12 protein-coding genes are annotated in these 12,710 nt (G+C 67.9%); 4 read left to right on the top strand and 8 right to left on the bottom strand.

Going from position 1 to position 12,710, the window contains the following annotated elements; translation table 11 throughout:
- The first annotated feature begins 124 nt into the window (after positions 1 to 124).
- The gene (locus L0D17_RS11865) at positions 125 to 895 is read left to right on the top strand and encodes a hypothetical protein (RefSeq protein ID WP_243095503.1); all 771 of its coding nucleotides are present in this window, start codon (positions 125 to 127) and stop codon (positions 893 to 895) included.
- 539 nt (positions 896 to 1,434) lie between these two features.
- Here the strand turns inward: L0D17_RS11865 and lysA are convergent.
- The 7 genes from lysA to L0D17_RS11830 are packed head-to-tail and all read right to left on the bottom strand — an operon-like array spanning position 1,435 to position 9,019.
- Positions 1,435 to 2,598: a diaminopimelate decarboxylase gene (lysA, locus tag L0D17_RS11860; protein ID WP_423247954.1), complete on the bottom strand. Its 1,164-nt coding sequence runs from the start codon at positions 2,596 to 2,598 to the stop codon at positions 1,435 to 1,437.
- The gene (locus L0D17_RS11855; RefSeq protein WP_243095501.1) at positions 2,595 to 3,422 is read right to left on the bottom strand and encodes a carbohydrate ABC transporter permease; all 828 of its coding nucleotides are present in this window, start codon (positions 3,420 to 3,422) and stop codon (positions 2,595 to 2,597) included. Before L0D17_RS11855 ends, lysA begins: the two co-directional genes overlap by 4 nt.
- Positions 3,419 to 4,381 (bottom strand): carbohydrate ABC transporter permease, encoded by a 963-nt coding sequence (locus L0D17_RS11850; RefSeq protein WP_243095500.1) that lies wholly within the window; start codon positions 4,379 to 4,381, stop codon positions 3,419 to 3,421. The genes L0D17_RS11855 and L0D17_RS11850 overlap by 4 nt, the downstream gene beginning before the upstream one ends.
- Before the next feature lie 21 nt (positions 4,382 to 4,402).
- Complete coding sequence (locus L0D17_RS11845) at positions 4,403 to 5,674, bottom strand: ABC transporter substrate-binding protein (RefSeq protein WP_279231784.1); 1,272 nt, start codon at positions 5,672 to 5,674, stop codon at positions 4,403 to 4,405.
- Positions 5,671 to 7,185, bottom strand: coding sequence for a glycoside hydrolase family 3 N-terminal domain-containing protein (locus L0D17_RS11840; protein ID WP_341474695.1), 1,515 nt, complete (start codon positions 7,183 to 7,185; stop codon positions 5,671 to 5,673). The genes L0D17_RS11845 and L0D17_RS11840 overlap by 4 nt, the downstream gene beginning before the upstream one ends.
- Positions 7,182 to 8,042: an N-acetylmuramic acid 6-phosphate etherase gene (locus L0D17_RS11835; RefSeq protein WP_243095499.1), complete on the bottom strand. Its 861-nt coding sequence runs from the start codon at positions 8,040 to 8,042 to the stop codon at positions 7,182 to 7,184. Before L0D17_RS11835 ends, L0D17_RS11840 begins: the two co-directional genes overlap by 4 nt.
- On the bottom strand, positions 8,039 to 9,019 hold the full coding sequence (locus L0D17_RS11830) for a serine hydrolase domain-containing protein (RefSeq protein ID WP_243095498.1): 981 nt from the start codon (positions 9,017 to 9,019) through the stop codon (positions 8,039 to 8,041). The genes L0D17_RS11835 and L0D17_RS11830 overlap by 4 nt, the downstream gene beginning before the upstream one ends.
- A 207-nt stretch (positions 9,020 to 9,226) precedes the next feature.
- On the opposite strand from L0D17_RS11830, the gene L0D17_RS11825 reads away from it, so the two are divergent.
- From L0D17_RS11825 to L0D17_RS11815, 3 genes are read left to right on the top strand one after another with little or no spacing between them, the layout of a single operon-like run.
- A complete protein-coding gene (locus tag L0D17_RS11825) occupies positions 9,227 to 9,907 on the top strand; it encodes a GntR family transcriptional regulator (RefSeq protein ID WP_243095497.1) in 681 nt (226 codons plus the stop codon).
- The gene (locus tag L0D17_RS11820; RefSeq protein WP_243095496.1) at positions 9,904 to 10,944 is read left to right on the top strand and encodes an anhydro-N-acetylmuramic acid kinase; all 1,041 of its coding nucleotides are present in this window, start codon (positions 9,904 to 9,906) and stop codon (positions 10,942 to 10,944) included. The genes L0D17_RS11825 and L0D17_RS11820 overlap by 4 nt, the downstream gene beginning before the upstream one ends.
- A gap of 29 nt (positions 10,945 to 10,973) precedes the next feature.
- Positions 10,974 to 12,089, top strand: a complete 1,116-nt coding sequence (locus L0D17_RS11815; protein ID WP_243095495.1) for a glycoside hydrolase family 5 protein — start codon at positions 10,974 to 10,976, stop codon at positions 12,087 to 12,089.
- Positions 12,090 to 12,181: 92 nt separating this feature from the next.
- On the opposite strand, the gene L0D17_RS11810 is transcribed toward L0D17_RS11815, so the two are convergent.
- Positions 12,182 to 12,710: transposase (locus L0D17_RS11810; protein WP_243095494.1), on the bottom strand; the 529-nt coding region annotated here is incomplete at its 5' end.

Genomic DNA, 12,710 nt, shown 5'->3' with positions numbered 1-12,710 from the left:
GGGGCTTGGCCCCCTTGGAGTTCCTGGGTATGCTACCCCAGGAGTCGGTTCCCCCAGAGTCTCAAATGTCTTGACCGACTACAGCAAGTTTTGAGCTGACCCCCCAAGGGGGTAAAATGACGCCGTGAAGTTCCCCCTTTCCCTTGCCCTGGTGTCCTTGCTCTTGGGCCTTTCAGGGCTTGCCCAGGGGCCCCTAAAAACCCTCCCCTGGGGCCACTACACGGTGCGCATAGAAGGAAGCCCTGGAGGAGGCCAGGTTGCCCGAATTCTGGCGGGCGGGCGCACAGCGGTGGAAATCGAGGGCTGGTTGCTCAGCGCCTCCTTTGTGGAAGTCACAGGCAAGGCCCCGAGGGAACTCTTGGTCACGGACTTTTCGGGTGGGGCTCACTGCTGCCTTACCCTTTACCTTTTCAGCCAGGAGGGGGAGCTGCGAAACCTGCTTTACGAGGAATTGGGGGATGGGGTTTTTGAGCTTCGGGACCTAGATGGGGACGGCCGCTCCGAGCTGGTCCTCACTCGCATCTACAGCTATTTTGGCGACCTCCCGTTTGCGCTCTCCCCGGGAGTGGTTCGGATCTACGCCTACGATGGAATGGTATTCTACGAGGCCACACGGCGTTTTCCCAGGCTGAGCCTGCGAGAAATGGAACGCTACCGGAAGGGGTTTCTGGAGGGGAAGAAACGAGGCGATCTGGAAGCGATGAAGGGCAACGCCCTGGGCTACTGGGCCAACGCTTTGGTCATTGGTCGCGGAGCCGCAGCCAAGGATTGGCTAATGCGGAACGCTCCTTTTGAGGTCAGGAAATGGCTCTTGGTAAACGAGGAGGCCCTTTTACGAAGCGTCTCGGCGTTTGACCTGAGCACCAACCGCAAGCTACCTCCAAAGAAGCCCTAGATGGCTCATTCTCCTTCTGAGGCGGTTGCTAGGCCCTTCTACCTCAAAGCCTGCACCACCCGAACGCCCCGCAGAAACCCACACCCCCTATCCCCGCTTCTCCCAGAGGAAGAGGGCCAAAACCGATGCGCCCCCGGCGCCGTTCGCCGCCCCACTTCTTCCGCCTCCTTCAGCGAGCCAACGGATGGCCCCGGGCGCGCCTCGGTGGAGGGAAGTCCCGCAACTCGGGCACAAAAACTCCCAAACCCATGGGCGCAAACCGAGCAGTCCAGGCTCCTGCGCTTGGAGGGCTGCGTTGCAGAGACGGCGGCAGAGCCCCAGCGAGCGTCTAGGTCCTTGGCCGTGGGTTTGGTGAGGTAGGGGCAGTGTGTGGAACGCTTGGCGCGTCCTTGGTATGGTTCTACCCTCGGTGAGCCTTGCGCCGTGCTGAGCCGCCAGAACCGGGCGGCGTGGGGACCACCGTGTATCCCGCTCTGAAGAGGCGGGGGAGTCAGGCTACGGGCTTAGGCCATGACAGAGCTTCCCCACGATTCCCCTTTTCAACGCTCTTCCTCGGCGAAGAGGCTTTCCCAGGTGACCGGGGGCCGCAAGACCTCCCAGGCATCCCCCGTCCAGAGGAGTTCCAGGGGCCTAGGGGTGTCCAAGTAGGGGAGGGCCATGCTGGCCCCGTAGGCGCCCGCCTCCAGGATAGCCAAGGCGTCCCCCTCCTCCGGCCGGGGAAGGCGCACCCCCCGGGCCAGCACGTCCCCGGCCTCGCAGGCGGGCCCCGCTAGGTCGTACTCCCCCTCTTCCCCGCCCCGGTAAAGGGGCAGGACCGGGTGCCGGGCGCCGTAGAGGGCAGGACGCAGGAAGGTGGTCATGCCAGCGTCCAGGAGGATGTAGCGTCTGCGGGTTTCCTTGACCCCCACCACCCGGGCCACGAGAACACCGGCCTCCGCCACCAGGTAGCGCCCGGGCTCCAGCCAGACCTCCGCCCCATAGGCCCGGGCCAGGGACACCATGGCGGGAGCCAGGGCTTTAAGGTCCAGGCCAAGGCCGAACCCGCCCCCCAGGTCCAGCACGGGGAACGGCCCCACCCCTTGCCTTAAGGCCTGAAGCACCCCATAGCCCTGGAGGAAATCCTCCGGGCTCTCCAAGGCCGAGCCCAGGTGGAGGTGTAGGCCCAGGACCTCGAGCCCCCGCTCCTGCGCCTCCCGGAGCATGGCCGGCACCTCCCGCGGCAGGACGCCGAACTGGCTCTCCCCCCGCCCTGTGGCCAGGTGGCTGTGGGTCTTCACGGGGAGATCGGGGTTCACCCGGAGGAGGACCCGCGCCCGAGGAAGCTCCTCCGCCACCCGCTCCAGGTCACCCCTCGAGTCCAGCACCACCACAGGCTCCCGGCCCCGGAGGGCCCTTAGCGTCTCCCGGGGCTTCACGGGTCCGTTCCAGAGGACCTCCTCGGGGGAGAATCCCGCCCGGTAGGCCCGCACCACCTCGCCCAAGGACACCGCCTCCGCCCCCAGGCCCTGGGCCCTGAGCCGCCGCAGGAGGCCGAGGCGCGGGTTTGCCTTGATGGCGTAGAAGAGGCGGGCAAAGGGGAAGGCTTCCTTTAGCCTCGCCACCCGGTCCGCCACCGCCCACCAGTCGTAAGCGTAGAAGGGGGTGGGAAAGCGCTGTAGGGCGTCTTGCAGGGCCTCGAGGAACGCTTGCCTTGGCACGCTCACCCCTTTAGGCTACCCAGGGTGAGCCCCTGGATGAAGTAACGCTGGGCCAAGAGGAACACCGCGATGGGCGGGACGGTACCCAGGGTAAGCCCCGCCATGAGCACGGTCCACTCCGTGGCGAACTGGTTCTGGAAGACCGCCAATCCCACGGTGAGGGTGCGCATCTCCAGGGAGTTGGTGACGATGAGGGGCCAAAGGAAGCTGTTCCATCCCGCCAGAAAGGTGAAGGTGCCCAAGGTGGCCAGGGCGGGGGCAGCCAGGGGAAGGGCCACCTTCCAGTACACCTGCCAGGGGGAGGCCCCGTCCACGATGGCCGCCTCTTCCAGCTCCCGGGGAAGCTGCAGGAAGTGCTGGCGCATGAGGAAGATGGCGAAGGCGTCAAAGAGCCCCGGGAGGATTAAGGCGTGGTAGGTGTCCACCCATCCCAGGTTCCGCATGAGGATGAAAAGGGGGATGATGAGCACGTGCACCGGGATCATGAGGGTGGCGAGGAAAAGGAGGAAAAGCGCCCCCTGGCCCCGGAAGCGGAAGCGGGCAAAGGCGTAGCCCGCCATGGCCCCGCTGGTGAGGTTGAGAAGGGTCAGCCCCAGGGCCACCACCAAGGAGTTCAGGTACCAGCGGCCAAAGGGCACGGAGGTGAGGACCCGCTGGTAGTTCTCCAGGTGGAGTTCCTTGGGCCAAAGCTCCACCGGCAGGTCAAAGACGCTCCCCGGGGCCTTTAGGCTGGTGGACACCATCCAGAAGAAGGGGACCAGCATGGTGAGCCCCCCCACCAGGAGGAGCAGGTAGACAGTCCCGTCCCAAAGCTTGCCCAGGAGCTTCACGCTTCCTCCACCACCCAGCGCCGCCTCAGGGTCCACTGCAGGTAGGTGAGGGCGAAGAGGAGTAGGAAGAGGACCCAGGCGATGGCCGAGGCGTAGCCCATTTCAAAAGGGAAGGTGCCGAAAGCCTTGCGGTACAAGTAGAGCATGAGGACATTGGTGGCGTCCACGGGGCCTCCCCCGGTCATGGTGTAGACCAAACCGAAAACCTGGAACCCGCCAATCATGGCGAGGAGGGTATTGAGGAAGACGGTGGGGGAAAGGAGGGGCAGGACCACGTAGAAGAAGCGCTGCAGGCTGTTGGCCCCATCCAGGCTTGCCGCCTCCAGGTACTCCTTGTTGATGTTCTGCAAACCGGCGAGGAAGATGAGCATGCGCAGGCCCACCCCCGCCCACACCGAGGCCAGGATCACCCCCCACATGGCCCAGTTGGGGTCAGACAGCCACCCCGGCCCCTCCCGGGCAAGCCAGAGCACGAGCCCGGGGGGCTCCAACCCCACCAGGTGGAAGAGGAAGGCGAGCCGCTCCCCTAGCCAGCGCAGGAAGAGGTTCACCGGCCCCACGGTGGGGTTCAGCACCCAGCGCCAAAGGAGGCCCACCGCCACCACGCTGGTCACCGTGGGGAGGAGGTAGAGGGTGCGGAGGAGGCGCACCCCGGGCCAAGGCCGATTCAGGCCCAGGGCCAGGAGGAGGGCCAGGACGATCTCCAAGGGCACCGCCGCCCCCACGTAGAAGAGGGTATTCCAGAAGGCCTTGTGGAAGACGGGGTCTTGGAGTAGCCGGGCGTAGTTCTCCAGGCCGACCCAGTTCTCCTGGAAGGTGCGCCAGGTGAGGGGGGTGAGGCCGTCATACTCCACGAAGGAGAGGAGGAGGCTCGCCAGGATAGGGCCCAGGTTGAAGGCCAGGAAGCCCGCCAAGGAAGGCAGGAGGAAGAGGAGGGGGAAACGGGCGTAGGCGCGCACAAGGCCTCCTGGCCTAAAGGTTCACCGCTTCCGCTCCGCCTGGACCTCGTCCAAGATCTTCTGCACCTGGGGCGCCACGCCGTCCAGGGCCGCCTTGAGGTCCGCCTTGCCCTGCCAAACAGGGTCCAAGGCCTTGTTGATGACCTGGAGGGCCTCGTTCCAGCGCTCAAAGGTTTCCGTGGGCCGGGCGGTGCGGTTCACGGTGAGGAAGTAGTGCTGGTTCTTGGGCGGCGGGGGGACGAAGAAGTCCTTGAGGTTTTGCACGCTCCGTTCCACGTTGCGCACGTCCACGCCCCGGGCGGGGATGATGAGGCCGGTTTTGGTGAAGACCTGGCTGGCCTCGGGCCCCGCCAGGAAGGCGAGGAGCTTCCAGGCCGCCTCGGGGTTCTTGGTGGCGGCGGAGATGACCCAACCGGAGCCATCTATGTCCACGATGCTCCCCGCCTTGCCCCGGGGGAAGGGGACCACGTCGAAGTCAAACTTGGCCCTGGCCTTCAGGGTGGGCACCCGCCACCGCCCGTCCACGATCATGGCGGTCTGGCCGTTCAAGAACATGGTGAAGGCCCCCCGGTCCTGGGCCTCCTCCGGGGTGGGGGCCACGTGGTGCTTGTAGCGGAGGTCCAGGTAGAACTGGAGCCCCTCGAGGGAAGCCGGGCTGTTTAGGAGGAAGCGGGTGTGGTCGGGGCTGTAGAAGCGGCCGCCGGCGCTCCACACCCAAGGCTCCCAGAAGAGGTAGAAGGTTTGGAAGGAAACCCCCCACTGGACCCGCTTGCCGTCCTTTTCCACCGTGAGGGCCTTGGCGTAACGGAGGAAGTCGTCCCAGGTCCAGTCGGGTTTGGGATCGGGCAGACCCGCCTTGCGGAGAAGGCTACGGTTGTAGAAAACCACCAGGTTGGACACGTCGCGGGGCAGGCCGTACTGCTTGCCGTCCCACTGGAAGGCCTTGAGGATGCCGGGGAAGATGTCGTCCGTGGGGTACTTGTCCCGCTTGACGAAGCCGTCCAGGGGCAGGAGGACCTTGCGGGAGGCCAGGCCGGGGAAGTCGATGTTGTTGACGAAGAAGACGTCCGGGGGCGTTCCCGCCGCGATCATGGCGGTGATCTTGGCCAGGTACTCGTTGGAGGGGATGTTGACGTACTCCACCTGGATCCCGGGGTTTCGTTCCTGGAAAAGCTTCAACACCTGGTTGTAGGCCTGGATCTCCTCCTGGCTACCCCAGCTGGCAAGGACCAGCTTCTGGGCTGAGGCCAGTCCCAAGATGAGGACAAAGACCGCAAAGAGCCACTTTCTCATGGTTCACCTCCAAACACCCATTGCCCCGCGGGGGTGTAGGCCCCCGCGAGGGCTTCCAACGCGGCCCGCACCTGGACCGCGCGGTAGCCGTGCGTGGCGAGGTAGCCCGTGGGCCTGCCGGGCAGAAACCGATAATCGTCGGGGTTGCCCAGGGCCACAGCGTAAACGGGCTTGCCCAAGGCGAGGAGCTCACGCACCAGGGCCCTCTGGCCCTCCCGAAAGCCCCCAAGCCAGCGGTAGGTGGAAACCACCACCCGCTCCGCCCGGGTGGCGGCCTTCACCGCTTGGCGCACCTCCTCGGGGGTGGGGTCCTCGGAAACGTTGAGCCCCTGGCTGCCCGGCAGGTGGCGGGGGGCAAGGTCCGCCAGGGTGGGCTCGGCGCCGTAGCGGTCCGAGATCTTCAGGCCCACAACCAGGGTGCCCGGGCCGGGGATGGGGAGGGGCCCGAATCGGTGGACCACACCCTTACGGGCAGCCTCGAGGGCCAGGGCCTCCTCCGCCTCGGGGGCGAAGGGGCACTCCCCCTTCCCCGCCCGAAGCAGGGCGAGCCGGCGCCTCGCCTCCTCCACCCGGGAAGCGGGGACTTCGCCCCGGGCCAGAGCCTGGGAGAGGCGGCGGTGCACCTGGCGGATGGCCTCCTCGTCCGGTTCCAGGAGGAGGAGGTCCGCCCCCGCCTTCACCGCCAAAAGGGCCGCCTCCGCTCCGCCGAAGTGGCGCTTGATGGCCCCCATAGCCATATCGTCCGTGAGGAGGGCCCCCTTGAAGCCCATTTCCCGCCGGAGCAGTCCCGTAAGGATCCTTTGCGAAAGGGTGGCGGGGTAGCTGGGGTCCAGGGCCGGGAAGAGGATGTGGGCGGTCATGAGCCCCGGCATCCCGGCGGCCACGTAGCGGCGGAAGGGGTATAGCTCTACCTTTTCCAGGGCGTCCCTAGCCTTGTCCACCCGGGGGAGGTCCAGGTGGGAGTCCACCCCGGTATCCCCGTGGCCGGGGAAGTGCTTGCCCACGGGACGGGCCCCGGAACGCAGCGCCCCCCGGGCGAAGGCCAGGCCCATCTGGGCCACCCGCTCGGGGTCCGCCCCAAAGGAGCGGATGCCGATGATGGGGTTATCGGGGTTCACGTTCACGTCCAGCACCGGGGCCAGGTTCACGTCCGCCCCCAGGCGGCGCACCTGGCACCCGAGGGCCCAACCCACCCGCTCCACCAGGCCCTCGTCCCCACTGGCGGAAAGGGCCATGGCGCTGGGGAAGCGCACCACCCCTTCCCGGTAGCTGGTAAAGGGCCCCCCCTCCTGGTCCACCAAGAGGAGGAGGTTGGGGTCGAAGGCCCGCAGGCGGCGCACCAATCCCTGGGGGTCGCGGCGCAGGTTGGAGGGGTAGAGGATCACCGCCGCCGGGCGCACCTCCTCCAGGAGGGCCAAGGGCACCTCCTCGCCCTTAAAGCTCACCGCCAGGAAGGCCCCCGCCTGGGCGGCCGCCGCACCCATGCCCGCGAAAAGGGCCAACCCCCTCACCTCCCCACCTCCGCCAGCGCCCCCCGCACCCCCTTGGCCTCCAAGAGGGCGAGGGCCTCCTCGGGGCCAAGCCCCCGGTACACCAAGGCGGCCAGGGCTGGCTCAGGATACTCCAGCAAAAGCCTCTCAGCCGCGTCCCGAGGAACGCCCAAGGCCTCCTCCGCCAGGAGGGCGGCCCGGGCCAGGAGCTTGGCGTTTTGCGCCCGCATGCGGGCCATGCGGTTGCCGTACACCCGGCCCAGGAGGACCATGACGGTGGTGGAGAAGAGGTTCAAGGCCGCCTTCTGGGCCGTGCCCGCCCCGAGCCGGGTGCTCCCGGCCACCACCTCGGGCCCGGTGTCCAGGAGCACGGGGTGGTCCGCCTCCTCCAGGAGGGGGGTCCCGGGGTTGTTGGCCAGGGCCACGGTCAGGGCCCCCCGCCCCTTGGCCCCCCGCAACACCCCCAGGGTGAAGGGGGTGGTGCCGCTCGCCGCCACCGCCACCAAGACGTCCTCGGGGGCGAGGCCACGCCCCAGGCGAAGGCCCCCCTCCAGGTCGTCCTCGGCTCCCTCCACCGCCTCCCAAAGGGCCTTCTCCCCCCCGGCCAGGAGGAGGCGCACCCGTCCGAAGCCGAAGGTGGGCCAAAGCTCCGCCCCGTCTATGGCCGCAAGCCGCCCGCTGGTGCCCGCCCCGGCGTAGACCAGGGTGCCCCCGCTCCTGAGGCGATCGGCCGCCGCCAGGGCCGCCCCCTTCAGGGCGGGAAGGGCGCCCTTCAGGGCGGCGAGGGCCCGGAGCTGGCCCTCGTAAAGGGCCTCGAGGACCTCCTCTGGGGGCCAGAGGTCCAGGTCCCGGTAACGTTCCGCCACCCTCTCGGTCATGCCACCTCCGCCGCCAGGGCGTTCCCCACCGCCCGCCTCAGGGGAGCCAAGGAGGGACGGTGCCGGGTGGGGTGGACCGCATTGGTGAGGAGGGCCCAGGCGTAGCCCCGCTCCGGGTCCACCCACACCCCCACCCCGGTGAACCCCGTGTGCCCGAAGGCCCGTTCGGAAGCCAGGCTTCCCCCGTGCCAGCCCGGGCGCTTCCTCTCCCAGCCCAAAAGCCTCTCCCCATGGGGGCGCACCATCTCCTCCAAGGCGGCCCGGGAGAGCCAGCGCCCTTGCAGGATGGCCAAAAGCTCATCCAGCACGCCCTCCAGGGTGCCGAAGAGCCCGGCGTGCCCGGCGGCGCCCCCCAAGGCGAAGGCGTTCTCGTCGTGGACCTCCCCCCGCAGAACCCGGCCCCGCCAAGGGCACCGCTCCGTGGCCACGCTCCGCTCCCTGGGCGGGCGGAAGGTGAGCCCCGGGGGCAGGGGGAAGGCCTCGAGGGGCCGACCCCGAACCCTTTCCAGGAGGATGCCGAGGAGGAGGAAGCCAATGTCCGAGTAAACGGGCTCCCCCATGGGCCAGGGGTGTTGCAGGATGCGGGCCTTCAGGTCCTCTCCCCTGCCCCAGGTGTAGAGGGCCTCCCAGGCGGGCAGCCCCGAGGTGTGGGCCAGGAGGGCCCGCAGGGTCACCCCCTTGAGGGGGTGGTCCTTGAGCCAGAGAAGGTCGGGGAGGTGGGCGGAAAGGGGGTCGTCCAGATCCCAAAGCCCCTCCTCCACCCCCTTCAGCACCTCCTTCAGGGTAAAGAGGGGCTTGGTGAGGCTCGCCAGGTCAAAGTAGAAGCCCGCCCCCAAAGGCACCGCCTCGGGCTCCGCCTGGGCCAGGCCCAAGTGGAGGACCTCCCTCCTCCCATCGGCAAAGACGGCGCCGAAGGCCACCCCGGGAACCACGCCCCGGCTCACCGCTTCCATCAAGAGGGCCTTCGCCCGTTGCACGAGGGCAAGTCTACACCGGTTGGGGATTGGTAGGCAAGTGGTATGCTAAGGAGGTGGCGCGGGGCGTGGGGAGGGGGGGCTCGTCCCTGGGAGCGACCCGGCCTCCACTCCTCCCGGCCCTTCGGGGTAGCCCCGGCGCCACACCTTCCCCGTGGCCTGGGCTCCAGGAGAGAGGGGAAGGTGCGCCCCGAAAGGGGGAGGTGAGTCTTGGCGACCCTTGGACCCAAGTACATGGACCTGGCGCAACGCCTAAGGGAGGAGGTGCTCCAAAAGCCTCCTGGGGCGCCTTTGCCCCCGGAGAGGGCCTTGGCGGAGGCCTACGGGGTGTCCCGGGACAGCGTGCGGAAGGCTTTGGACCTCCTGGAGGAGGAGGGCCTGGTGGTGCGGCGGCAGGGGAGCGGGACCTTCGTGGCCAGGAGGGCCACCTTCCGCACCCGGCTCCGCGGCTTCAGCGAGGAGATGCGGGCCCTCGGGATGCACCCGGAAACGAGGCTCCTTAGGGCGGAAACGGGCCCCGCGGCCCCCGAGGAAGCCCTTGGCCTTGGGCTTTCCCCAGGGGACGGGGTCTTGCGCTTGGTGCGCCTCCGCTTGGCGGACGGGGAGCCCATGGCCTTGGAGCGGGCCACCCTGCCCCTGTGGGCCATGAACGCGCCGCCGGAAGGCTCCCTCTACCAGGCCCTCGAGGCCAAGGGCCTGCGGCCCGTGCGGGCCCTGCAACGCCTGCGGGCGGTGGCCGCCCGGGAGGAGGCCAGGCCCTTGGGCGTGGAGCCGGGAAGCCCCTTGCTCCACCTGGAGCGGGTGAGCTACCTGGCGGACGGGCGGCCCGTGGAGCTGGTGAAGAGCTGGTACCGGGCCGACCGATACGAGCTTTTGGTGGAGCTTCTGTGAAGGTCTTGGGCGTCATGTCAGGAACGAGCGCCGACGGGGTGGACCTCGTCTTGGCGGAATTTTCGGGCAGGCCCCCCGACGTGGCCCACCGGGTCCTGGCCCACCTGGAGGTGCCTTATCCCGAAGGCTTGAGGCGGCGTGTCCTCAGGGCCATGCGGGGGGCCAAAACCCGGGAGATCGCCCTCCTCCACCACGACCTGGGACGGTTCTACCTGGAAGCGGCCATTGCTTTTAAAGGCCAGGCGGAGCTGGTGGCCCTCTCGGGCCAGACCGTGTGGCATGAACCCCCCCGGGCCACCTTCCAGCTGGGGGAGGCTAGCCACCTGGCCCTCGGGCTCGGCGTGCCGGTGGTCCACGGCTTCCGCGCCATGGACCTGGCGGCAGGGGGGCAGGGAGCCCCCCTCGTGGCGTACCCCGACCTCCTCCTCTTCGGGCAAGATGGGGTGCGCACGGCGGTGCACAACCTGGGGGGCATCTCCAACCTCACCTACTTCCGGGGCAAGGACCCATCCACCCTCTTGGCCTTTGACACGGGGCCAGGGGTCTGCCTCTTCGACGAGGCCCTGGAGCGCCTGGGCCTCCCCCTGGACGAGGGGGTGGCCCTGGCGGAAAAGGGAACCTTGGACTTAGACGCCCTGAGCCGCTGGCTTAACCACCCCTACTTTGCCCTTCCCCCGCCCAAGACCACGGGACGGGAGGTCTGGCGGCTGGACGCGCTTGCGCCTTTGCCTCTAGAGCCCCCCACCCTCCTGAAAACCCTCCTTGCCCTCACCGCAAGGAGCGTCCACCTGGCCTACCAGCGCTTTGTCCCCCGCGTGGACCGGGTACTCCTGGCGGGCGGTGGGGCGCGGAACCGCGTGCTGGTGTCGCTTCTGGCCGAAAACCTTCCGGTTCAGGTCCTGGAGAACCCCAAGGTGCGGGAACCCCTGGCCTTCGCCCTCTTGGGCTACCTCCACGCCCTGGGCGAGGTGAACGTCCTGGGCCGGGCCACGGGGGGGAAGGACATCCGGGCGGGGCAGGTGGTGGCCCCGGGGTAGCCCTGTTTTGTCATCCTACCATGGTCGCCATGGTCAAGCTTCTCCTATCCCTCCTAATCGCCTTAGTGGGGTGCGCAAGGTTGCCCAACCCCACACCTCCAACCGGGGAAACCCCACCCCCCCTCTACAGCACCCGGCCTGACGGCGTCTATAAGGGCGGGGCCCTCCTCCCCCTTTACGGCGTGAACTGGTTCGGGCTGGAAAGTTGCGACCGGGCCCCCCATGGGCTCTGGTCGGGGCGGAGCGTGGCGGAGTTCTTGGGCCAGCTCAAGAGCTTCGGCTTCAACGCCCTGAGGCTCCCCGTGGCCCCCGAGGTCCTCCGGGACCAGGGCACCGTGGCCTCCTGGGCGCAAATCGGGGACCCCGCCTACCCCAAAAGCCCCCTGGCCGGGCTCCACTACGTCCTGGAAAAGGCCCAGGGCCTGGGCTTCTATGTCCTCCTGGACTTTCACACCTTCCGGTGCGACCTCATCGGGGGCCAGCTCCCCGGCAGGCCCTTCGACCCAGCCCGGGGCTACACGAAAGGCGACTGGCTCGCCGACCTGGAGCGCATGGCCCGGCTCTCCCTGGATTTTCCCAGCGTCTTTGGGATAGACCTTGCCAACGAGCCCCACAACCTGACCTGGAGCGAGTGGAAGGCCCTGGCCCAAGAGGGAGCGCAAGCGGTCCTCGGGGTAAACCCCAGGGTGCTGGTGGCGGTGGAAGGGGTGGGCAACCTCTCTGACAACGGGGGGTACCCCGCCTTCTGGGGAGAGAACCTCACGGAGGCCCAGGGCGACCTAGGCCTCGGTGACCGCCTCCTCTACCTGCCCCACGTCTACGGGCCCTCCGTGGCGAGCCAGCCTTACTTTAACGACCCCTCCTTCCCGGAAAACCTACCCGCCATATGGGACACGCACTTCGGCCACCTCTCCCGCCAACGCCTCCCCTGGGGCGTCGGGGAGTTTGGGGGTAAGTACCAGGGCGACGACCAGCGGTGGCAGGATCGCTTCGTCCAGTACCTGAAGGGCAAGGGGGTGAAGGTCTGGTTCTACTGGGCCCTGAACCCCAACTCGGGGGACACGGGAGGGCTCCTCCAGGATGACTGGCGCACCCCGGTGGAAGCGAAAATCACCCTTCTCCAGAAGCTTATGGGGGCGCTCTAGACCCGGAATCACCCTTCCGCCCGCCGAGGATGAGGTGGGGAATCGGAGAGGACCACCTGATCCGAACCCCTTACCTTAACCCAAGTTGCCACCTACCCCATCCTCTCTGCCAAGAGCCGGATGTTGTGGGCCAGGACAAAGCTGAGCACCTTCAAGACAAACCCCTCCTGGGTCACAGCGTGGACGCGCCGAGGGAAGAGCCCGTGCAACATGCTCCCCACCGTCTCCACCACCCGCCGCCCCAGAATGGCCAAGTACTGCAACCAAGGCACATACCGCTTGCTCCTCCCCTTGCGAATGGGCATCACCTCTATCCCCATAGCCTCCCGCATCACGTCCTCCCACACGTGGCTCTCGTACCCCCGGTCCAGATAAAGGGGCTTCCCCTCCTCCACCTCTAGGGGCAGGAGAAAAAGGGAGTTCAGGTCATGCGCGCTCCCCGGGGTCAACCCCACCTCGCGCGCGAAGAGGCGGTCGTCCACCAACAAGCGCGGCTTGAAGCCGTGGAAGTAGACCCGCTTGCTGGGGCTGTATCCCCGGTAAACCCGCCCTGGGGTCAGCCTGGACCCACATTCCGCACCCCCTTCACTCCAGCAGGTAATATCGCCCGGCCCCCAGGAG

The organism is Thermus thalpophilus (assembly GCF_022760915.1).
GTDB lineage: Bacteria > Deinococcota > Deinococci > Deinococcales > Thermaceae > Thermus > Thermus thalpophilus.
Note: the sequence above shows the minus strand (reverse complement) of the source record. Positions and strands in the feature narration are given on the sequence as shown.

Excerpts from the sequence above, each read along its gene's own strand:
- L0D17_RS11845 (WP_279231784.1), bottom strand. The coding sequence starts at position 5,674 with ATGAGAAAGTGGCTCTTTGCGGTCTTTGTCCTCATCTTGGGACTGGCC.
- L0D17_RS11835 (WP_243095499.1), bottom strand. The coding sequence starts at position 8,042 with ATGACCGAGAGGGTGGCGGAACGTTACCGGGACCTGGACCTCTGGCCC.
- L0D17_RS11815 (WP_243095495.1), top strand. The coding sequence starts at position 10,974 with ATGGTCAAGCTTCTCCTATCCCTCCTAATCGCCTTAGTGGGGTGCGCA.